Raw genomic sequence first — 21,334 nt, forward strand, 5'->3', positions numbered from 1 at the left:
TCCACATTATGCAGGTAAAGTAGTGACATTATCATGCTATAATTACTAACTGGATGGGCAGCCATGTCCGACGACAATATGCTCGGCACCTATCTCCGGAACCGGCGCACCAGGCTCGATCCCGCCTCGTTCGGGTTCGCCGGGCGGCGGCGGACCGCGGGGTTGCGCCGCGAGGAAGTGGCGCAGCGCGCCAATATCAGCCCGACCTGGTACACCTGGCTCGAACAGGGGCGCGGCGGAAAAGCTTCGGCCGAAGTGCTCGACCGCATCGCGACGGCATTGACCCTGACCGAGGTCGAGCGCGAGCATCTGTTCCTGCTCGGTCTCGGTCGCCCGCCCGCGGCCCAGTATCGTGGTAGCGATTCGATTACGCCGCGCTTGCAGCGGCTGCTCGACGTGCTGACCTGCAGTCCCGCCATCGTGCGCACCGCGACCTGGGACGTCGTCGCCTGGAACCGCGCCGCGGCGGTCGTGCTCACCAATTATGGTTCGATCCCGCCCGGCCAGCGCAATATCCTGCGCCTGATCTTCTGCGACGATCGAGTCCGCGCGGCGCAGCCGCAATGGGAATCGGTCGCCCGTTTCGTCGTGAGTTCCTTCCGGATCGACGCCGCACGCGCGGGCGCCGATGCCGAGGTCGCGCCGCTGGTCGAGGAACTCTGCCGGTCGAGCCCGGAATTCGCCTCGATGTGGCGCGACAATGAAGTGCGGACCTATGGCGACGGGACCAAGCATCTGCGCCATCCCCAGGTCGGCCTGATCGCCCTGGAATATTCCGCCTTCGCGGTGGACGGCCGGCCGGACCTCAGCCTGATCGTCTACAACCCGGCGACGCCGGACGACCGGGCGCTCATCCAGTCCCTGGTCGACGGATGGGAAGCGCCCGCCACGGAATCCCGCGCTGCCTGGGCATCCTGACCAGCGTGGCGATTGACTTGGCGCGGGCACTCGCTCACCTATCGGTCGTCGCACGGGAGAGATCGGCTTTGGCCGGCGCCGAAGGAGCAACCGCCCCGGAAACTCTCAGGCAAAAGGACCGCGCGACACAGACACTCTGGAGAGTGGTGCCACGGCACCCGCCGACGGGATAGCGATCTCAGGCAAAGGGACAGAGGGGGCATGCAACGGCGCGCACAGCGCCTGACAGGAGCATGCCTCGGTGACCTCACCTCTCGCGACCTCGACTTTTCCGGACCCGCGCTTTCGCCCGATCAGCATCGCCGAGATGTTCACCATCGGCATCGGCCCTTCCAGCTCGCACACGGTCGGGCCGATGCGCGCGGCGGCGGATTTCGCGCGGACCATCCTGGCGTTGCCGGAGCGCGCGACCAGGGTTGGCTGCAGCCTCTATGGGTCGCTTGCGCTGACCGGCATCGGCCACGGTACCGATGTCGCGGTCCTGCTCGGCCTGGCCGGCTGGGAGCCGGAGACGGTCGATCCCGAAGCGGCGGCGGCGCTGGTCGCCGGGTTCCGCGCGGACAATGCGCTGCCGCTCGGGCGAGGAGGCGGAGAGGGCGGCTATCCGGTGGCGCTGGACGGCAAGGGCGGGATCGATTTCCATCCCGAACGCTTCGAGCCGGAACATCCCAATGCTCTCGATCTGACTGCCTGGTTCCCCGACGGAACGTCGCAGACGCTGCGCTATTATTCGGTCGGCGGCGGCACCATCCGGCGCGGCGGGGAGCGGCCGGAGCTCGGCAATGTCGCGGTGCGTCACCCCTTCACGTCGGGTGACGAGCTGCTGCTGGCGGCCGAGGCCGAGCATATCTCGATCAGCGAGCTGGTTCGCCGCAACGACACCGCCTGGCGTACGGCGGCCGAGACCGACGCGCTGCTCGACGGCGTCGCTGACGCGATGCGCGCCTGCATCGATCGCGGCATGGTGAAGGACGGCATATTGCCGGGCGGCCTGAGCGTTCGCCGCCGCGCCAAGGGGTTGCACGAAGCGCTGATCTCCCGCTCGGAACGCGGCGCCCCGTCGCATACCATCCAATGGGTCAGCCTCTGGGCGCTGGCCGTGAACGAGGAGAATGCGGCCGGCGGTCGTGTGGTCACCGCGCCGACCAACGGCGCCGCGGGCATCATCCCCGCGGTGATCCGCTATTACGAGACGTTCGAGGGTCCCGCGACGCGCGAGGGCATCCGCATCTTCCTGTCGACTGCGGCGGCGATCGGCATGCTCTACAAGACCCGCGCCTCCATCTCAGCGGCGGAGATGGGTTGCCAGGGCGAGGTCGGCGTGGCCTGCTCGATGGCCGCCGGCGGCCTCGCGGCGGTGCTCGGCGCCACCAACGCCCAGATCGAGAATGCCGCCGAGATCGGCATCGAACATAATCTCGGCCTGACCTGCGATCCGATCGGCGGGCTGGTCCAGGTGCCCTGCATCGAGCGCAACGCGATGGGCGCGGTCAAGGCGATCAACGCCGCCTATCTCGCGCTCGACGGGGACGGCACCCACATCGTCAGCCTCGACCAGGCGATTGAGACGATGCGCCAGACCGGCGAGGACATGCGCTCCAAATACAAGGAAACCAGCCTGGGCGGCCTCGCCGTCAACGTGGTGGAGTGCTGACAGGCAGTTGGATCAATAGGTGCAAGGAGCAAACCGTTCGTCCTGAGTAGGGGCTGAGCGAAGTCGAAGACCCGTATCGCAGGACAGTTGGAGCGCATGACGCCTGTTCTTCGATACGCCATTCGACAAGCTCAATGGCTACTCAGGACGAACGGAGACGGTATGGGTTTCGGCTCTACGCCTCAAGCCGCCCGTCAATAATCCCTCGAATAGCGCAGGTTGATCGCGGTCCCGTTCGATCCGCCGGTCTGGCTCAGGATGCTCAATGCCTTGGACAAGGCGATCTCGATCTGGGTCGCGGTGAAGCCGCGCGTGTCGGTAACGATCTCCACATAGATATCGTTGGAGATATATTTGCCCGCGGCGACGGACGTTCCGCGCCCGGTTGCCTCGTCCGCGCCCAGCACGCGCAACCGGTCGATGCCCGAGGCGGAGCGCAGCTTGCCCAGCGGATTGAGCCCGCCGCCCGAGCCGCGCAGCGAATTGAGCGCCGAGGCGAGCTGGATCGCCTGCATCGGCGACAGCTCGGTGATCGAGTTGCCGAACAGGATGCGCGAGAGCAGTTCGTCCTGCGGCAGGCTGGGCGAGGAAGTGAAGGTGATTTGCGGGTTCTGCGCCCGGCCACCGATATTGATGGTGATCGCGGTGCCGGAGAGAGTCGCCGTCGCCCGCATCGACAAGCTCGGGTTCGTCACCGGGCCGCCTTCGAAGCGGATGATGCTGTCCTGGTCGAGATCGAAACGCTTGCCCGCGAAATTATAGGTGCCGCGCACCAGGTCGACATTGCCGATCACCTCCGGCGTGGCCGAGGTGCCGCCCACCCGCAGGTCGGCGCTCCATTCGCTTTCCAGCCCCATGCCGGTCACGAACAGCCGGTTGTCGGCACGGATGCGCAGGTCGAGCTTGAACAGGCTGGGCACGCCTGCCGCAGCTTTGGCCGCATCGCGCGCGGCCTGCGCGCGGCTGGTGCCCTTGCGGCGCACCCCCTGCAGTTCGGCGACTTCGGCCGCGCCCTGGCGGATGATCTCGTACCGCACTTCGGGCAGGTTCAGGGTGCCGGAGATCAGGCCGCCATTCGCCTTGCTGTTGGTCACCGCGATCTCGCCCGAGACGGTCGCGCCCAGCGCGTCGCTGCGCGCGAGCTGCGCATTGCTCAAGGTCACCCGGACATCGATCGGGAAGCCCGCGTCCGAGCCGAACCCGACGCTGCCGCGTGCTGAGACGGTGCCCTTGCCGGCGCGCCCGGTGAACTCGCTGATCTCGAACCGGTCGTTGGTGAAGCGTCCGGTCAGCTTGATCGCGCTGATGCGGGTGCCATAGGTCTCGTTATCATAGGCCAGCGCATTGGCGCGGATCAGCCCGGTCAGCTGCGGGCTGGAGATACGGCCGGAGAAATCGGCGGCAATGCCGATCTGCCCGGTGAGCGTCTGGTTCGCCAGGCCCGACAGGCTCCACAGCACGTCGGCCGGTCCGTTATACCGGATGCCGCCGCCGAGCGGGGCATCCATCAGCGCCGTCATCCAGTCGCCGCCGCCGACCGGCTGCAACCGCAGCTGCGCCCGCCCGATCGTCGCACCGCCGCGCTTGATCAGCGCGGCGAGCGCGCCGCCTTCGGGGCGGAGCGTGCCGAGCGCCGAGATGTCGACCGGGGTGGACACGACCGCCGCGCCGGAGCGGGTGAAGCTACGGATGTCGACGCGCAGGTCGGCGCGGGGCACGCCCGATCCGGCCTGGACATAGTCCAGGCTGCCGGTCGCCCGGCCGCCGATGCCCGCGCCGGCGGCGAAGGTGTTGAGGATCGCGAGATCGAAATTGTCGAAGCGCGATTGCAGCTCGAGCGTCTTGCCATAGCGACCGGCCACCCGCACCTGCCCCTGCGGCACGACGATCGCGACCGGCGCGAGCACATAGATGCCGTGCTCGTTCCGGATTATCGCCGGCTGGGCGAGGTGGAAGGGCACAGTGCCTACCTGGCCCTGCGCCGCGACCCGGTACAGGTCGGGCGAGAGCTGGGCGTTGGCGGCGATGCGGAAGCTCGCGCCGCTCTGGCCATTGGCGACGATCTGCGCGGTGCCGCGCCCGCCCTGGTAATTCACCTTGGCGCGCGCCGCCTGGAGGAAGAAACTGCCCTGGCGCACGCCGGCGAGCTGGACATCGGCGAGGATCTCCGGCGCCTTGGTGTAGAGGGTGATCGTCGCCTCGACGATCGCACGCTCGATCACCAGCTTGGCCTGGCCGGGGATATGCGCGCCATTGGCCCGGGCCGAGACCTGCGCGCGCTGGATCTTGCCGACCGCCGACAAAGTGACGGTGCCGGTGATGCCCGACCCATTGGCGGTGAGCTTCCCGATGAACGGCCCGGCGGGCGCCTGGCGGACGGTGCCCGCGAAACCGACCCCGGCGAAGCGCGCGCGGTGGATGTCGATGGTCAGCGGCCCGCCACCGGTGCGGATCAGCACGTCCGCGTTGAACGGCCCATAAGGCGAGCCGCCGGTCGCGACCACGGCATAGCCGGTCCCGGTTCCGCGGATCGTCGCCACGACATCGCTGAGCTGCACGCCGACATTGGGCCGGCTCGCCCGCAGCTTGATCAGCGGGCGCTCGGCGGTGCCCGATATGGCGACCGCCAGCGGGCCATATTGAGTCGAATGGCCCTGCGCGGTGAAGGCGATGCGGCCGTCGGGCAAATAACTGCCCTGGCCGCCGGTGAGGCGGAAGCTCGGCGCCGCGACCCGTAGGTTCTGGACCCGGAACACGCCCTTGGGATCGAAGCTGAGATTGCCGACGATCACCGCGCGTCCGCCCAGGAAGTTCTGAACGCCGGCATTGTCGAGCTTCACCGTGGTGACGCCGAACCTTCCCTTCAGCCCGAAGCCGCCGGACGGGACGGTGACCAGGTTCATGTCGGTCGTCAGGTTGATGATGCCGACGCCGTCGATCCGGTAATCGTTGATCCGCCCTTTCAGCCCGGCGCGGTAGATGCCGGTCGACAGGTCGGCGACGACGATCGCGGTGGCATCGATCTGGGGCGAACGGATGCGCAGATTGTCCGACAGGATCGTGTCGCCGGAGATCGCGAACTCGCCGTTGATCGTCACCTTTGTCAGCAAGCCGCCGGCCGCCGCGTTCAGCCCGGTGACGCGCGCGATGCGGCCGGTGACGGGCACGATGATGCGGTCGGCATCGACCCGGCTGCGGCCTTCGGCGTAGAGGCCCTGCACCACGGTCTTGTCGAAGCCGATCGCCGCGGCGCTGATCTTGTAGTCGACCAGCGGCCGGACAAAGGCGCCGTCGAGCCGCAGCGACGCGCGCACGTCACGCCCGTTGAGGTTCGGCGCGATCGATCCGGGGGTGAGCAGGCTCGCCTCGACCTGCAATCCCTCGAAGCGGCTCTGCGCCAGATCGATCATGCCGTTCGCCGTGACCGCCAGCGCGTCGGACTTGACCGACAGCTTCGTGTTCGCGCGCCGCTGCGCCAGGGTCGTGGTCAGATCGACCAGCAGTGCCGGCGCGGTCAGCCGCTCGACCGGCCCGGCCAGGATCAGCCCGGGATGAAGCGGTCCGCGCGCGGTGAAGGTGCCGTTGCGTGCCGTGAGATCGAGCGCGGCCAGCGGCTGGCCGCCGAGCAGCGCCCGCGCCTTGCCCTGCCAGGACGACCAGCTTCCCCGCCCGTCGATCCGCGCGACGAGCGGCTGTTTGAGACCCGCCATGCCCGCGACGATTCCGCCCGCCGGCGCATCGAGCCGCGCATCGACGATCAGCCGATCCTGGTCCGGCACGGCATCGAGCACCAGCGCGAGCCGGTCGCCGCCGTCCAGCGCGGCTGCGTTGCCGGTGATCTGCGCGCGGCCGTCGGCAATATGCGCGACGGCATCGAGCGTCATCAGGCGCCGCGTGCCGGTGACGGGCGCGCCGAGCACCAGGCGGTCAACCTTCAGTCTGCCGATATCGATGTCGATATCGGGCAGGGTAGGGGCGTTGGGGTCGCTCGGCACCACTTTCAGTTCGGGCAGGCGGGCAAGGGTGATCAGCGGTGCGCTGGCGGACCGGATATCGGCATGGTTGCGGATGAAGGCGAAGGGCCGCCAGTCGAGATCGACTCGCGGCGCGGTGGCGAACACGCCCTTGGGATCGCTGATCTTCAGGTCGCGGATGGTCAGCTTGCCGTAGAGCGAACCCTCCAGCCGGCCGAATTCGACCTTGATGCCGGACGCCGTCTCATAGCCGGTCAGCTTGCCAGCGAGGAATCGCCGGCCCGGATCGGTATTGAGCGCGAACACCGCCAGCACGGCGAGCGCGAGCAGAGCCGCGACAGTGATTGCCACCCATTTGGCGATCCGCCCGACCGGCAAGCGGCGGCGCGGCACCACGGTTTCGACCTCGGTTTCGGCCATCAGAAGGCCTGCCCTATCGAGATATAGATCGCGACCTTCGCTTCGCCCTTGCGCCGGCCCAACGGCGTCGCGACGTCGAACCGTACCGGCCCGAAATTGGTGTAGTAACGCGCGCCGATACCGACGCCATAGCGCAGGTCGCTGAACTTCGGTTGAGTCGAGGCATAGGCCTGGCCCACATCGAAGAACGGCACGATGCCGTAGTCGCCGAAGCGGTACCGTGCCTCGATCGCGCCCTCGACCAGGCTGCGCCCGCCGACCGGATCGTTATTGGTGTCGCGCGGGCCCAGCTGTTGATAGCCGAAGCCGCGCACCGATCCGCCGCCACCCGCATAAAGCCGCCGCGACGGCGCGATCGCATCGCGCGGCGCGCCGGCGATCGAAGCGACCCGCACGCGCCCGGCCACCACCAGGCTGTCCGAGACCGGGTAATAGGTGCTGCCGTCCACCTGCGCGCGGGCGTAACGATAGTTGCTGCCTTCGGTCTGCGACGTCTCCGGGCTGATGCGCATCATCGCGCGGAAACCCTTGGTCGGATCGAGCAGGCTGTTCGTGCTGTCGAACGCGAGTTGCCCGTTCAGGCCGAAAATACCGTAATTCTGATAGGCGCGCGTGCCGCTGGCCGGCTGGAACGTGTCCTCGCGCGATCCGAGCAGTTCGAAGCCGTACGCCCAGGTCCAGCGCTTCTGCCAGATCGGGGTGGAATCGAGCGAGATCTTGCCGTTGATGCCGATCGTCAGCGCCTTGTACGCCTTGAAGTCCTGCCGGTTGGCGGTGACGCCGAACAATACGGTCTTGTCGCGGCGCCCCGCATTGGCGCGGCGGAACGTGGCGGCGAGCCCCTGTTCCTGCGTCCCCGCGGTACCGCTGAAGGTCAGCGACCCTTCCGGGCGGAACAGGTTGCGGTGAGTCCAGCTCGCCTCGAGCCTGATGCCTTCGCCCGTCGAATAACCCGCGGTCGCGGCCAGACGGCGGGGCTTGCCGGCATTCTGGGTGACGAGCAGGTCGACCACTTCGGTGCCGTCGGCCGCCGTCCGGCCGGTCTGGCGCGGCTCGACCGCGACGCTGTCGAACAGGCCGGTCGCGACCAGTGCCTCGCGCAAGTCGTTAACCTGCCGGTCGTCATAGAGCTGGCCCGGCTTGAAGCGCGCGAGGATGCCGACATGCTTCGCGTCGAAGGCGAGCTTGCCTGTCGTCGAATAGGTACCGAACGAGGATCGCGGCCCCGGTTCCACCGGCAGCGTATAGGCGCCGAGATGAGTCGCGTCGTCGAGTTCGATGTCGCGCTGCCCGATCTTGACGAAGGGATAACCCTGTTGCGGCAGCTTCAGCGCGACGCCGGCCTCGGCAGCCTCGATCGCGCTCGCGACGATCGGGTCGCCGGTGCGCAGCGCCAGCGCGCTACGGATCAGGCCCGGCGGCACCGTCTCGGGACCTTCGATGACGATCGAGCCGAGCGTGTAGCGCGTGCCGGGTGCCGCGCTGATCGTCGCGGTGACTCGCCCGGGCTGGTTCTGCACCGGCTCGACCAGCGAGGAGGCCACGCCGTCATAATAGCCCTCGGAGCGGAGCAGGCGCTGGGCGAGCCCCTCATCCTCTTTCGCCCGCGCCGCGATCACCGCGCCATTGGCGCCCTTGCCGTCACCCTTGTCGAGTGCGGAGAGCGCGCGGAACGGGCCTTCGAGATTGACCGCGTCGAGCCCCTCGATCTTCACGGAGTAGCGTAGCTCGGGCGGGGTGTCGGCAATCTCGGTCTGCGTCGTCGCGGGCGGCGGCTCGACGTCGAAGCCGGCGAGCGGGGGCAGGGGCTGGGTGAGCGCCGGATCCTCGGCGGCCGGCGCGGCGGCCGTCTGCGGCGCGGCAGGATTCGGCGTCGTCGTCTGGGCGGCGGGCGCGACCGGCATCGCATCGATGCTCTCGATCGGCGCCAGCGGCTGGTTCAGCGCCCCGTCGATCGGCGGCAACGCTTCCTGGAACTGCGACTCCGGGATGATCGGATCGCTGCTGGCGGGCGCGGCGGGGTCGGTCTTGGCCGCCTGATCCTGCTGGTCCTTCCGCGCCTGCTCGACCGGATCGGGGCGGCGCTGTGCGGATACAGGCTGCGTAACGGCATACAGGCTCGCCAACAGGACTAAGCTTGAGCTTGAACGCAAAACAGCCTGTCCCCCGGCGCAATGAATAAAATACCTGCCCTGCGGCGCCTATCGGGCGGGTTGCGTCTGGTTAAGGCACAACCCGGCCATCCCGGCCCCTGTCCTGCTTAACTGACCGGAAGCCCTGGCGGTTCCCTCTACACGTCGAACACCCGTCTCCGTCCGTCCCTCATACCAAGGCATGCCTCGAAATTTTCCCCGCGCCGCTCACTTGAAACGGTGAGGTGGCGCGCTTATTAGTTGCCGCAGCAACCATTGCTGGAGCAACGACGTGCCGATCTACACGCACGATGAGTTCAATCCCGACATCTCGGTCGGTTATCTGACCAAGCGCATCTTCCAGGCTGCGCAGATGGGGCTGGAGCCGATCTTCGTCGCGGAGGACATCACCCACCTGCAATGGTCCGCGCTGGTGTCGATCTGGCTCGCCCGCGGCCTTACCTGTCGTGCGCTCGCGCACGATCTCGGGCACGACAAGGGCGCCACGACGCGCCTGGTCGACTCGCTCGAGGAGCGCGGCTTCCTCGCGCGAGACCGGGACGAAGGCGACCGGCGCGTGATCAATCTCGTGCTGACGGAGAAAGGTCAGCAGGTCGCCGAGCGCTGCATGCACGGCGTGGTCGATCTGTGGAACGGCTGGCTCGCCGAATGGTCGCCGGAGGACGCGGCGCAGCTGATCGGCCATCTTCAGCGCCTGCGGACGACGCTCGAGGCCAGTGTCGGAGATCCATCATGCGCCTGACCGCCCTGGCGCTTGCCACCACGGCCTTGCTGGCGGGCTGTGCGATCCCCGCGTCGCGGCCTGAAGTGGCGCCGATCGCCGATTCCGCGCTTGGCCTGACCGGTGCTGCCGACGCCGCGTTCCCGGCGATCGCCGATGACTGGTGGCGTTCCTTCGGGGATCCCCAGCTCGACCGGCTGGTCGCCGATGCCCAGGCGGGCAATCCCACGCTGGATGCGGCGCTCGCACGCGTGCGCCAGGCAAGCGCGATCCTCGCCAGCCAGCGCGCCGATGACGGCCCCAATGCGGCGTTCGACGCCCAGGCGCAGGTCGCCCGTCTCAGCGGCCGCTACCAGATCCCGCCGCCTTTCGCCGGCACCACGCGGTTCATCGGCCAGGCCCAGGCCGGGTTGAACTGGAACCTCGACCTTTTCGGCCGGCAAAAGGCCGTGATCGCCGGCGCGCGCGCCTCGACGCGTGCGGCAATGCTCGATGCGACCGCCGCCCGCCTCGCGCTCGCCGGGTCGGTCGTGCAGACCTATATCGAGCTCGCCCGCGCCGAACGCCTCGCGGCGCTGGCGCAGCAGACCATCGCCACCCGCCAGGGCTCGCTCCGGCTGGTGCAGGTCCGTATCCGCAACAAGCTGGCAAGCGATCTCGATGCGCAGGCGGCGCAGACCCTGCTCGCCCAGGCGCAGCAGGCGCTCGTCCGTGCGACGGCGCAACGCGAACTCGCGGCGAATGCGCTCGCCGCCCTAGCCGGGCGCGGCGTGGATTATCCCGCGACCATCGCTCCCGCACGGCTCCAGCTCGATGCGGCCCTGCCGCTGCCCGCGACGATCCCTGCTGACCTGCTCGCCCGGCGCGCCGATGTCGCCGCCTCACTGGCGCGGATCGACGCGGCCTCGCAGGGCCGGCTGGCCGCGCGTCGTGCTTTCTACCCGGACGTCAATCTGTCGGCGCTGGTTGGCCTGCAGGCGATCGGGGTGGGCAATTTCTTCAACGCCGATGCCGGCACGGTGGGCGGCGGCGCCGCGATCCACCTGCCGATCTTCGACAATGGGCGGTTGAAGGCCGGCCTCGAAGGCGCGACCGCCGGGGTCGATATCGCCATCGCCGATTATAACGAAAAGGTCGTCGGCGCCGTCCGCGAAGCCGCCGATGCGCTCACCCGCATCCGCAGCCTCACCGAGGATCGCGCGCGCCAGGCGGAGGTCGTGCGCGGCCTCGCCGAGACCGGACGTCTCAACACCATCCGCGTGTCGAGCGGGCTCGAATCCCGTCTCGGCCTTGTCGACAACGATGTGCGGCTGCTCGACGCGCAGCAATCCGATGCCAATTTCGCGGCCGATGCCGCCAGCCAGCGGGTCGCGCTGGTCATGGCGCTGGGCGGCGGCTTCGATCCGAAGGACCCGAAATGACCAAGATGGAAAAGATCGAAGTGCCCGCCGAGGCACCGGCCGCGCCCGAGCCCGCCGCTCCTCCGCCGCCGCTCGTGCGCGGAAACCCCAATGCACGCCGCCGTGGCCTGACCATCCTGGCCATCGTCATCGCCATCGCGGCGATCATCTGGGGTGTATTCCATTTCGTGCTCGCCAAGCCCGAGCAGGAAACGGATGACGCCTATGTCGCGGGCGACGTGGTCTCGATCACCGCGCGCGACCCCGGCACCATCCTCGCCATCCATGCCGACAACACCCAGACGGTCCGCGCCGGCCAGCCTTTGCTCGATCTCGATCCGGCGACGGTGGATGTCGGCCTCGCCGCTGCGGAAGCCGAACTCGCCCGGGCGGTCCGCTCCACCCGGTCCGACTTCTCCAAGCTCAACGAGACCGGCGCGGCCGTCGGCCAGGCCCAGGCCGAGCTTCAGCGCGCCCAGAACGACCTCTCGCGTCGTCGCGGTGCGGCCGCCGAAGGCGCCGTCTCGGGCGAGGAACTCAGCCACGCCGCCGATGCGGTGAAGGTCGCCCAGGCCAATCTCGCGCTCGCGCGCAGCCAGCAGGCCCAGTCGCGCACCGGCGTGCAGGGCACCACCGTCTCGACCAATCCGGCAGTGCTCGCCGCGATCGCGGCCTATCGTCGCGCCGCCATCGCGCACAGCCATATGCACATCATCGCGCCGATCGACGGCGTCGTCGCTCAGCGCACCGTCCAGCTCGGCCAGCAGGTCGCGGCCGGCACGCCGCTGATGGCGGTCGTCCCGCTCGACCGCGTCTGGATCGACGCCAATTTCCGCGAGACTCAGCTGAAGGATATCCGCATCGGTCAGCCCGCGACGGTGACCGCCGACATGTATGGCAGCGGCACGGTCTATCATGGCCGCGTCATCGGCCTCGGCGCCGGCAGCGGCAGCGCCTTCGCGCTGCTTCCGCCGCAAAATGCCAGCGGCAACTGGATCAAGGTGGTGCAGCGCCTGCCGGTGCGCATCGCGCTCGACCGGGGCGAGCTTCAGCGCAATCCGCTGCGCGTCGGCCTCTCGGTCAACGCCACGATCGACACCGCGGACGCCAGCGGCGCGCGCGTCGGTGCGCCAGCGCGGCAGGTCTATCATGACGGCGCGTCGGATGGTGGCGACCCCAGGGTCGAGGCGCGCATCGCGCAGATCATCGCGGCGAACCGCTGATGTCCGGCGCCGCCCAGGCGCCGCTCCGGGGCGGCGCGCTAGCCTTGACCGCGTTCGCGCTGGCGCTCGGCACCTTCATGCAGGTGCTCGATTCGACCATCGCCAATGTGTCCCTGCCCACGATCGCCGGCAATCTCGGCGTCAGCAGCGACAATTCCACCTGGATCGTGACGGCCTTCGCCGTGGCGAACGGCGTAGCCGTGCCGTTGACTGGCTGGCTGATGGGCCGCTTCGGCGTGGTGAAGACCTTCAGCGTCTCGGTGCTGCTGTTCACCTTCGCCTCCTTCCTGTGCGGCATCGCGTGGGATCTGCCCTCGCTGATCGGCTTCCGCATCCTGCAGGGCGCGGTGTCGGGCCCGATGATCCCGGGCAGCCAGGCGCTGCTCATCGCAATCTTCCCGCCGCAGAAACGCTCCACCGCGCTCGGCATCTGGTCGATCACCACCCTGGTCGCGCCGATCATGGGGCCGATCCTGGGCGGCTATATCTCCGACAATTATCATTGGAGCTGGATCTTCCTGATCAACGTGCCGGTCGGCCTGTTCTGCGCCTTTATCTGCTGGCAGAGCCTGCGCCGGCGCGAGACCCCGACGCGCAAACTGCCGATCGATCAGGTCGGGCTGATCCTGCTCGTCCTCTGGGTCGGCTCGCTGCAGATGATGCTCGATCTCGGCAAGAATGACGATTGGTTCAACTCCACCCGCATCGTGGTGATGGCGGTCATCGCGGTGATCGGTTTCGCCGCCTGGGTGATCTGGGAACTGACCGATGCCAACCCGACGGTCGACCTGACCCTGTTCAAGAACCGCAACTTCCTGTTCGGGTCGATCGCCTTCTGTCTCGGTTATGCGGTGTTCTTCGCCAACACGCTCATCCTGCCGCTCTGGCTGCAGACTCAGCTCGGTTATACCGCAACCTGGGCGGGCCTCGTCGCCGCGCCCAGCGGGCTGGTGGCGGTGATCCTCACGCCCTTCGTCGCCCGCGCCTCGGGCAAGGTCGATGCGCGTATCCTCGCCTCGATCTCCTTCGTGGCGTTCGGCATCTCCTATTATATGCGCGCCGGCTACACGACCGGCGCCAGCGAATGGGATTTCATGCTGCCCCTGCTCGTCCAGGGCGTGGCGATGAGCACGTTCTTCCTCGCGATGATCACCATCTCGCTCGACGGCATCCCGCCGGAGCGCATCCCGTCGGCGTCGGGCATCTCCAACTTCGCGCGCATCACCGCGGGCAGTTTCGCCGCCTCGATCACCACCACCGCCTGGGACCGGCGCGAGGCGCTCCACCAGAGCCATTTGTCCGAAGCGGTCGGCACCGGTGCGCCCTTCCAGGCAGCGCGCGACGCGCTCCACGGTCTCGGCCTGACCGATGTCCAGGCGGCCGGCGCGATCACGCGGCAGATGGTCGGGCAGGCCTATCTGCTCGCTTCGACCGACCTGTTCCGCCTCTCGGCCTGGCTGTGCGTCGCGCTGACCTTCATGGTCTGGCTCACCCGCCGCCCGCAACCCGCCAAGGGCCCGGTTGCGGCGGACTGATCCCGCCTAGATCGCCTGGAACCCGAACTGCTCGATCTTCTTCAGCAGGTCGCGGTTCCGGGGAAGCTGCTCGCGCATCCGCGCCGCCATCCGCGCATTCTCGTCGATCAGGCGCGCCGCGCGCTGCCGGGTCGTCGCCGTCTCCAGCGGATTGGCCTCGGTCTCATAGCCCATGCCGTACAGCACATATTGGTAGCTCGCGGCCGGGAAGATCTCGTCGAGCCGGTCGAATTCCTCGAAGAACCACGGCGGCTGGTATTTCCACAGCTGCATCAGTTCCTGCAACCGCTCCGGAATGCTGGAAGGAGCGACATTGTCGATCCAGAAGGGCGTGTCGCGCCGCTTGGTCAGCACATAATGCAGTTTCAGGAAGTCGATGATCCTGCCCCAGCGATAATGGCAGGTCTCGTTGAAGCGCTTGGCGACGATATCCATCACCTCGCGATTGGCCGGCATCTGCTCCGCGATCAGCTTGGCCGACAGCTCGACCAGCACGATCGCCGAGGATTCGAGCGGCTCCATGAAGCCGGCGGCCAGCCCGACCGCGACGCAATTATTCTTCCAGAAGGTTTCGCGGTGCCCGGCGCGGATCGGGATCTTCCGCGCGGTCAGTCCGTCCGCCGCCGGACCGATATAGGCGCGCAGCTCGCGCTCGGCGGTCTCGTCGTCGATATGCGCGCTCGAATAGACATGGCCGGTGCCGCGCCGCGTCGGCAGGCCGATGTCCCAGATCCAGCCGGCCGATTGCGCGGTCGAGATGGTATGCGAGGCGATCGGCGCGTCGGGGTCGTCGAACGGCACCTGCATCGCGATCGCGGTGTCGCAGAACAGCACGTCCGAACAGTCGCGAAATGCTACCCCCAACGTCTTGCCCAGCAGCAGCGAGGCGAAACCGGTGCAGTCGACGAACAGGTCGCCCGGAATGTCCCCCGCCTGTTCGGTGGCGAGGCTCAGGATATCGCCATTCTCGGCCTGGTTGACGTTCGTCACATCGGCCAGCACATGCCGCACGCCCAAGGTGCTGGTGCAATGCCGCTGCAGGAACGGCGCGAATTTTCCCGCGTCGAGATGATAGGCGTAATTGGCGACCGCATCATATTCGGCGGTGGTGATCATCTTGGGCGCGAGGCCGGCCTCGCAGATCGCTTCCTGCGGGCAGACCGCGTCGCTGAAGGTCCGGCCATGGCCGTCCTGCAGCCAGTGCGGCACCAGGTTCACTTCGCTGAACCCCTGGGGCAGCATCAGCGGATGATAATAGGCGTCGTCCTCGGCGCCTGTCGTCCATTTGGCGAATTTCGCGCCCTGCTTGAAGGCGGCGTCGCATTCGCGGAAGAAATCGGTCTCGGACACGCCCATCTTCTGCAGCGTGGTGCGCATGGTCGGCCAGGTGCCTTCGCCGACGCCGATGATCTTGACGTTGGGCGATTCGATCAGGGTGACGCTGACGTCGCCCGCCGCGATCCGGCCCTTGTGGCGTGCGGCGATGACGCCCGCGGTCAGCCAGCCGGCGGTGCCGCCGCCGACGATGACGATATTGCGAACCGGACGAACCATATCAGTCGGCGACTTTCTTCGCTGTGGCCGGGGCCGCCCCTAGCATGAAAGAAAAGGGGGCCGCCAACCTCGGCGGTTGGCGGCCCCAGGGGATGCGACCCTCTTAGTAGTGGAAGCGCACGCCAGCCGTGATACGCCGGCCATAGCCGTACGCGGTCAGCAGCTGGTTCTTGTACCGGCCATGGGTGCTGTAGGTCTCATTGGTCAGGTTCAGCGCTTCGGCGAAGATCGTGAACTGCTTCGTCAGCTCATAGCTCGTGCTGAAGTCGATCTGCGTGCTCTGGTTCACGAAGGTCGGTTCGGCGCCGAACCTGCCATTGTTCTGCGCCTGGCCGAACTGGAGCAGATATTCGTCACGCCAGTTGACCGCGACACGCGCCTGGAAGCCGTATTTGTCGAAAAAGCCAACGAAGTTCGCCGAATTGGCCAGCCCGGTGACGGCGAAGCCGCTCTGGGTGAAGTCGTTCGGATCATAGGGCTTGTTGGTATCGACCAGGGTCGCGTTCGCGTTGAAGCCGAAGCCGCTGTCCCCGAACACGTGCTGCCAGGCGATTTCGACACCCTTCACCGTCGCGTCGGGTCCGTTGACCCGGGCCGAGACGGAGAATTGCGCCGGCAACCCGGTGGTCGGATCGATCACGTTGTTGATCGGCTGGCGAGTCACGCCGGCAACGATGAAGTTGCTGACGTTCTTCACGAACAGATCCACCGCGAAATAGGAGTTGCGCTGGTAATACCATTCGGCGGTGAGGTCGAAATTCTCCGACAGATACGGACGCAGCGTCGGGTTGCCGCCGGTGGCCGTGAAGGCACCGATACGCTGGCCACTGCCCACGTTGAGAACCGGGGTCAGGAAGCCGAGATTCGGGCGAGTCAGCGTGCGCGAGGCATCGAACCGGACGTCGAAATTGTCCGTGAGGTTCAGCTTCATGTCGATGCTCGGCAGCAGATAGGCATAGCTGCTCTTCGTCGTCACCGGCTGGCTGGGCGAGAATCCGACCGACAACAGGGTGGGATCGCCAATGCCCTGAGTCAGCGTCAGCGGCACCTGGCCTACGCCGCTCGAGGTGATGTGAGTGACTTCCTCACGGGCACCCGCGTTGAAGTTGAACTTCATGCCGGCGATCTCGGTTTCGAAGCTGGCGCGGACGAACGCCGCCCAGGTCTTCTCCGTGATGACCTGCACGCTGGCCGGGTTGAGCTTGACGTCGAAGGTGCCCTTGAAATTCGGGCCGACCTGTCCGTCCAGATAGTTGAACCCCGGGATGTTCTTGGTCTGCGGGTTGCCCAGGCTCGTCAGATAGGCCTGATAGTCCGCCGCGGTATACCGGAGCAGCGACGGTGGCAGATTGCCCGTATAGCCCGGCAGGAAGTTGGCGGTGCTCACCGTACCCTTGAACAGGCTCGCGGGGAGCAGAACGCCCGTCGTGCCACCCGAGGGCGGTCCATAGCCCGCATAGGCCTGCCAGAAATTATTGGCGAAGGTGTCGCTGGTCTGGATCTTGAACTGATCGTCGAGATAGGTCCCGCCGAACTTGATCGAGAAATCGTCCTGCTTCCACTCGCCCGACAGCCGGGCCTGCTTGACGGTATCGGTGTTCTTGTTCGCCGTGTTCACGGTCACATGCGAACCGATGACCGAGGTATCGACCCAGCGCGCTTCGTCGCCGTTCACGCCGTAATTGTTGAGCGTGGGAATCGAATTCGTGCTGTCGCCGGCAATGACGATGCCGAGCGACGGGCCGATGCCGAAGCCATAGCCGACGTCACCGTTGCGGCTGTTGACCCGTCCGTCCGGATTGCGCCAGCCCTTGGCATAATTGGCGTCGGCTTCGACCTTGAAGTTGTCGGAGACGTCCCATTTCACGTTCAGACCAGTCTGGCTGGTCTGCCGGACGTCGCTATTGGTGGTCGCGTTGAAGTCGGTCTGGGTGCCGGCCTGGGTGAAGTTGGTCGGCACGCCGTTGCTGTCGAGCGTGACGTTGCGCAGGCTGCCCTGGTTGAACCAGATGCCGAAGCCGAACGAATCCTGGTTGATCGACTGGCGTGAGAAATTGCTGTCGAGCGACACCAGGACCTTGTCGGACGGCTGCCATTGCAGGGCGAGGCGTCCGTCGATGCGCTCGTCCTTGGTGTAGATCTGGCTCAGGCCATATTGCTGTTCGAACGCGCCGCGCACGCTGGTCAGGTTGCTGGCGGGCGTCGGAACGCCCTGGGCATTCGCCGTTGCGGAGGTCGGCGCGCAGTTTTGCGCCGTGCTCCCGGCCAGCTGGCACGGGGCGAAATAGGCGAAGCCGAAGCCGTTGATATAAGCCTGGTTCGTCTGGGTATCGTGCCGGGTATAGACGACGTCGGCGAGAATGCCGAAGGTGTCGTCGGCGAAGGTGTCGCTGATCAGGATCCCGCCGGTCGGAACGACCTTCTTGGCATATTCCTGGTACGATCCCGATGCGCTGGCCGCCAGGCGGAAGCCGGGATGGTCGAACGGCTTGGGCAGCAGGATGTTGAGCGTCGCGCCGATCGAACTCGCGCCGATCGAGACGTCCGGGGTCTTCATCACGTTCAGCTGACCGACGAAATCGGCGCCGACGGTGCTGAAGTCGACCGAGCGCCCGCCATTCGTCGTGGGCACGCGGCGGCCGTCATAGAGCGTCTCGTTGAAGTCGCCGCCGAAGCCGCGCACCGTGATGCCCGTGGGCTCGCCGCGCGCGCCGTCGCGCTGGATCGACACGCCCGGCAGGCGCTGCAACGCCGCCGCGACGTTCGAATCCGGAAACTTGCCGATGTCTTCCGCCGAGATCGCATCGAGAACGCCCACGGCATCGCGCTTGATGTCGAGGTTGCGCTGGAGCGACCCGCGAATGCCGGTGACGATGATGTCCTCGTCAGGCGATGCCGCCGCGCCCGCGGCAGGGCTGTCCTGCTCCGCCGCTGCCTGCGCATAGGCCGGCGCCGCCATCATCGTAACTGTCGAGGCGCCGAGGAGCAAAAGGCTGCGTATCGGCAGCGCGCTCCCCTTGCCGGTTCTCGTGCCCACCCTGTTCATGGTCATTCTTCTCTCCTGCCTAACGTCGTTTCTGGTTCGGCGCCGGCACATTTTCCGGTCGGCGCGTCCTCGTCGGCGCGGATCACTGCGAACCACGCCCCATGCTGCGCCGGGTCCTTCGGACCCGACGACACATTCCGTCACGATGATGAGTGGAGCCCCATTCATCCTCTCCGTGATGAGGTCGCGCCGTTACGCGCCTCACCGATTTTGATATCCTATATGCGTTTTCGCATATTCTATATCCTATAGTGGTAGCGCGAACATTTTTGTCGGGCAAGCGCCATATTTGCCACATTTCCGCCGTTGTCAGGCTGGCTGCTGATCGGTTGGAGCACGGGAACGGGGGCATTTATATCGGGAATGGATCTTGTTTGTGCGCGCTATCATCCGTCATTGGCTTCGCGCATGGCGCCAGCTATCATCGCGCAGGGGAGGCGCATGTCGGCTGCGACGGGCCATCTCCACAACGGATAGGTCAACCGTCAGAGAGCGGTGCGGCCATGGGAAGGCGTCTGACTTGATGAGCAATATCGTGCCATTGGACACGGTCGCCCACCGCGACCTGCGCATCGATACGATCGCTTCCCCGCGCAACGGCGACGGCACGCATCTCGTTCAGGTCATCCTGCGCGAATTCGCCTTGCTCGCGGTCGATTATCCCATCCTGTTCGGCAAGCAGTCGGACACCGGCGCCTTTTTCTGTGCCGCGATGCTCGGTTTCGACGAAGGGGAGAATCTGTTCCTGAAGCCGGGCGGCGGCATGCACGGTTACCGGCCGCTGAACCTGGAGCGCGAACCCTTTTTCGCGACCGAGACGGGCCTCGCGGTCGATCTCGACAGCCCCCGGGTGAGCGCTTTTGGCGGCGAGCGGGTGTTCGACGATGGGGGAGGGCCGACTCCCTATCTGCAGCGCGTCATCGCCACCTTCCGCGAATTGCGCCCGGGCCTGGACGAGACGCGCGCGTTCATCCGGACGATGCTCGACCTCAAGCTGGTCGAACCGATCGATATCGATGTGAGCTTCGACGACGGCACGAAGAGCAGCGTGGCGGGCGCCTATACCATCAATCGCGATGCGCTGGCCGATCTGGAGGATGCGCGGGTGGTCGACCTGTTCCGGCGCGGCTATCTCCATGCCGCGTCGCTGATGCTCGGCTCGCTCAATCAGATTCCGTCGCTGGCGCGTCGCCGCAACGACCGGCTGACCGCGCTCGCCCCGGTCGGAGCGTTCTGAACCAGCCATGCCCGCCGTTGCGGAATATCCGGCAGAATTGCTCACCGATGCCGCGGCGTTCCGGCGGGATGTCGTCGAGCCGTGCCGCCCGGTCCTGTTGCGCGGGCTGGTGCGTGACTGGCCGGCGATCGCCGCGGCGGGCGAGTCGCCGGCCGCTTTCGCGCGCTACCTCGCGTCGTTCGATACGGGCCGCGAGATGGAGGCCTTTTTCGGCGCGCCGCGCATCGCCGGCAAATATTATTATGACGAGACCCTGCAGGGCTTCAATTTCGAGCGTCGCCGGATGCGCCTCGCTGACGCGCTCGAGGCAATCCTGGCCGGCCTCGATCGGCCCGACGCCGACAGCATCTATGCCGGCTCGCTCTCGACGGACGATTATCTTCCCGGACTCGCCGACCGTAATCCGATCCCGGTGCTACCCGGCGTCAGGCCGCGCATCTGGATTGGCCACGCCTCCAATGTCGCGGCGCATTACGACACGATGGACAATGTCGCCTGCGTCGTCGCCGGCCGCCGGCGCTTCACGCTGTACGATCCCAGGCTGATCGACAGCCTCTATGTCGGCCCGATCGATCGGACCATGGCGGGCCAGCCGGTCAGCCTCGCCGCTGCCGCGGCACCTGGCGATGCGCGCTATCCGAAGTTCGAAACGGTACGCGATCGGGCCCTGGTGGCCGAGCTCGAACCCGGCGACGCGCTCTATCTGCCCAAGCTCTGGTGGCATCAGGTCGAATCGACCGCGCCGTTCAACGTCCTGGTCAATTACTGGTGGGACGCGTTCGGCGCCGGGCCGGATGCGCCCTATACCACGCTGTTGCTCGCGATGATCGCCATTGCCGAACGGCCCGAGGGCGAACGGGGCGCCTGGAAGGCGCTGTTCGACCATTATGTCTTCCGTGAGAACGGCCATCCGCTCGCGCATCTGCCGCCGGAGCGGCACGGCATCCTCGGGCCGCTCCGCGACAATTACGGCCGCATCCGCGCTTATGTGATGCAGATGCTGCGCGGCTGAGCCTGGCCTCAGGCCCCAGCGACAAAGGCGACGAGATTGTCCAGCGTCCGGTCGGTGCCGAGATGCACGCCGATCTGCATATAGTGGTCGAGATGCTCGCTCGACTGGCACTGGATCTCGACGGTCATGCGAGTCCTGCCGGACGCCTCGACCAGCTTCACCCGCCCGACCGCGCCATTGGCGTCGAACACGATCAGATTGGGCGGCGTGATCTCCCGATACACGCCGGAAAAGGGCCGGTCGGGGTGATGTCGGCTGACGAAGCGGAAGGCGCCGCCGGGGCGCAGGTCGATCTCGCAGGAACTCAGGCGCTCGCCCGTCGGGTCCCACCAGCCGGCTACCTGCTCGGGCTGAGTCCAGGCGTCGAAGACGCGGATGGAGGGTGCGTCGAAAGCGCGCTCGAAACGGATCGTGTTCGTGTCGCGATCGATCGTGAAGCCGGTCGGGTTGACGAGATCGGCATCGGTGTCGGTGGCAGTGAACATCG

Annotated in this window: 13 protein-coding genes and 2 riboswitches; of the genes, 8 read left to right on the top strand and 5 right to left on the bottom strand. The window is 66.9% G+C overall.

Features of this window, described 5'->3' with window-relative positions; all coding sequences use genetic code 11:
- The first annotated feature begins 63 nt into the window (after window positions 1-63).
- Together ACZ1I5_RS03870 and ACZ1I5_RS03875 are read left to right on the top strand one after the other, a co-directional pair.
- Window positions 64-918, top strand: a complete 855-nt coding sequence (locus ACZ1I5_RS03870; protein ID WP_465172426.1) for a helix-turn-helix transcriptional regulator — start codon at window positions 64-66, stop codon at window positions 916-918.
- A gap of 43 nt (window positions 919-961) precedes the next feature.
- Window positions 962-1,049, top strand: a riboswitch (glycine riboswitch).
- 1 nt (window position 1,050) lies between these two features.
- Window positions 1,051-1,116, top strand: a riboswitch (glycine riboswitch).
- Window positions 1,117-1,159: 43 nt separating this feature from the next.
- A complete protein-coding gene (locus ACZ1I5_RS03875; protein WP_465172427.1) occupies window positions 1,160-2,572 on the top strand; it encodes an L-serine ammonia-lyase in 1,413 nt (470 codons plus the stop codon).
- Window positions 2,573-2,766: 194 nt separating this feature from the next.
- On the opposite strand, the gene ACZ1I5_RS03880 is transcribed toward ACZ1I5_RS03875, so the two are convergent.
- Both ACZ1I5_RS03880 and ACZ1I5_RS03885 read right to left on the bottom strand, forming a co-directional pair.
- Window positions 2,767-6,966: a translocation/assembly module TamB domain-containing protein gene (locus ACZ1I5_RS03880; RefSeq protein WP_465172428.1), complete on the bottom strand. Its 4,200-nt coding sequence runs from the start codon at window positions 6,964-6,966 to the stop codon at window positions 2,767-2,769.
- The gene (locus ACZ1I5_RS03885; protein WP_465172429.1) at window positions 6,966-9,092 is read right to left on the bottom strand and encodes an autotransporter assembly complex protein TamA; all 2,127 of its coding nucleotides are present in this window, start codon (window positions 9,090-9,092) and stop codon (window positions 6,966-6,968) included. Before ACZ1I5_RS03885 ends, ACZ1I5_RS03880 begins: the two co-directional genes overlap by 1 nt.
- Window positions 9,093-9,390: 298 nt before the next feature.
- Between ACZ1I5_RS03885 and ACZ1I5_RS03890 the strand changes: the two genes are divergently transcribed.
- From ACZ1I5_RS03890 to ACZ1I5_RS03905, 4 genes are read left to right on the top strand one after another with little or no spacing between them, the layout of a single operon-like run.
- Window positions 9,391-9,861 carry a MarR family winged helix-turn-helix transcriptional regulator gene (locus tag ACZ1I5_RS03890; protein WP_465172430.1) on the top strand — a complete coding sequence of 157 codons (471 nt, stop codon included), beginning with the start codon at window positions 9,391-9,393 and terminating at the stop codon, window positions 9,859-9,861.
- Window positions 9,852-11,261 carry an efflux transporter outer membrane subunit gene (locus ACZ1I5_RS03895; RefSeq protein ID WP_465172431.1) on the top strand — a complete coding sequence of 470 codons (1,410 nt, stop codon included), beginning with the start codon at window positions 9,852-9,854 and terminating at the stop codon, window positions 11,259-11,261. The genes ACZ1I5_RS03890 and ACZ1I5_RS03895 overlap by 10 nt, the downstream gene beginning before the upstream one ends.
- A complete protein-coding gene (locus tag ACZ1I5_RS03900; protein ID WP_465172432.1) occupies window positions 11,258-12,463 on the top strand; it encodes an EmrA/EmrK family multidrug efflux transporter periplasmic adaptor subunit in 1,206 nt (401 codons plus the stop codon). The genes ACZ1I5_RS03895 and ACZ1I5_RS03900 overlap by 4 nt, the downstream gene beginning before the upstream one ends.
- Window positions 12,463-13,998: a DHA2 family efflux MFS transporter permease subunit gene (locus ACZ1I5_RS03905; RefSeq protein ID WP_465172433.1), complete on the top strand. Its 1,536-nt coding sequence runs from the start codon at window positions 12,463-12,465 to the stop codon at window positions 13,996-13,998. The genes ACZ1I5_RS03900 and ACZ1I5_RS03905 overlap by 1 nt, the downstream gene beginning before the upstream one ends.
- Before the next feature lie 6 nt (window positions 13,999-14,004).
- On the opposite strand, the gene ACZ1I5_RS03910 is transcribed toward ACZ1I5_RS03905, so the two are convergent.
- Both ACZ1I5_RS03910 and ACZ1I5_RS03915 read right to left on the bottom strand, forming a co-directional pair.
- A complete protein-coding gene (locus ACZ1I5_RS03910) occupies window positions 14,005-15,552 on the bottom strand; it encodes a tryptophan halogenase family protein (protein ID WP_465172434.1) in 1,548 nt (515 codons plus the stop codon).
- Window positions 15,553-15,655: 103 nt separating this feature from the next.
- The gene (locus tag ACZ1I5_RS03915; RefSeq protein ID WP_465172435.1) at window positions 15,656-18,604 is read right to left on the bottom strand and encodes a TonB-dependent receptor; all 2,949 of its coding nucleotides are present in this window, start codon (window positions 18,602-18,604) and stop codon (window positions 15,656-15,658) included.
- Window positions 18,605-19,139: 535 nt separating this feature from the next.
- Between ACZ1I5_RS03915 and ACZ1I5_RS03920 the strand changes: the two genes are divergently transcribed.
- Window positions 19,140-19,835, top strand: a complete 696-nt coding sequence (locus tag ACZ1I5_RS03920; protein WP_465172436.1) for a SapC family protein — start codon at window positions 19,140-19,142, stop codon at window positions 19,833-19,835.
- Between the two features lie 7 nt (window positions 19,836-19,842).
- Window positions 19,843-20,847 (top strand): cupin-like domain-containing protein, encoded by a 1,005-nt coding sequence (locus ACZ1I5_RS03925; protein ID WP_465172437.1) that lies wholly within the window; start codon window positions 19,843-19,845, stop codon window positions 20,845-20,847.
- Window positions 20,848-20,855: 8 nt separating this feature from the next.
- Here ACZ1I5_RS03925 and ACZ1I5_RS03930 read toward each other — a convergent pair whose 3' ends face one another.
- Window positions 20,856-21,332 (bottom strand): SRPBCC domain-containing protein, encoded by a 477-nt coding sequence (locus ACZ1I5_RS03930; RefSeq protein ID WP_465172438.1) that lies wholly within the window; start codon window positions 21,330-21,332, stop codon window positions 20,856-20,858.
- Between the last annotated feature and the right edge of the window lie 2 nt (window positions 21,333-21,334).

Source organism: Sphingomonas sp. BL-S-30 (assembly GCF_055521475.1).

What these genes read in the sequence shown, in the direction of transcription:
- ACZ1I5_RS03910 (WP_465172434.1), bottom strand. Translation starts at nt 15,552, where the DNA reads ATGGTTCGTCCGGTTCGCAATATCGTCATCGTCGGCGGCGGCACCGCC.
- ACZ1I5_RS03870 (WP_465172426.1), top strand. Translation starts at nt 64, where the DNA reads ATGTCCGACGACAATATGCTCGGCACCTATCTCCGGAACCGGCGCACC.
- ACZ1I5_RS03895 (WP_465172431.1), top strand. Translation starts at nt 9,852, where the DNA reads ATGCGCCTGACCGCCCTGGCGCTTGCCACCACGGCCTTGCTGGCGGGC.
- ACZ1I5_RS03925 (WP_465172437.1), top strand. Translation starts at nt 19,843, where the DNA reads ATGCCCGCCGTTGCGGAATATCCGGCAGAATTGCTCACCGATGCCGCG.
- ACZ1I5_RS03900 (WP_465172432.1), top strand. Translation starts at nt 11,258, where the DNA reads ATGACCAAGATGGAAAAGATCGAAGTGCCCGCCGAGGCACCGGCCGCG.
- ACZ1I5_RS03880 (WP_465172428.1), bottom strand. Translation starts at nt 6,966, where the DNA reads ATGGCCGAAACCGAGGTCGAAACCGTGGTGCCGCGCCGCCGCTTGCCG.
- ACZ1I5_RS03915 (WP_465172435.1), bottom strand. Translation starts at nt 18,604, where the DNA reads ATGACCATGAACAGGGTGGGCACGAGAACCGGCAAGGGGAGCGCGCTG.
- ACZ1I5_RS03905 (WP_465172433.1), top strand. Translation starts at nt 12,463, where the DNA reads ATGTCCGGCGCCGCCCAGGCGCCGCTCCGGGGCGGCGCGCTAGCCTTG.
- ACZ1I5_RS03930 (WP_465172438.1), bottom strand. Translation starts at nt 21,332, where the DNA reads ATGTTCACTGCCACCGACACCGATGCCGATCTCGTCAACCCGACCGGC.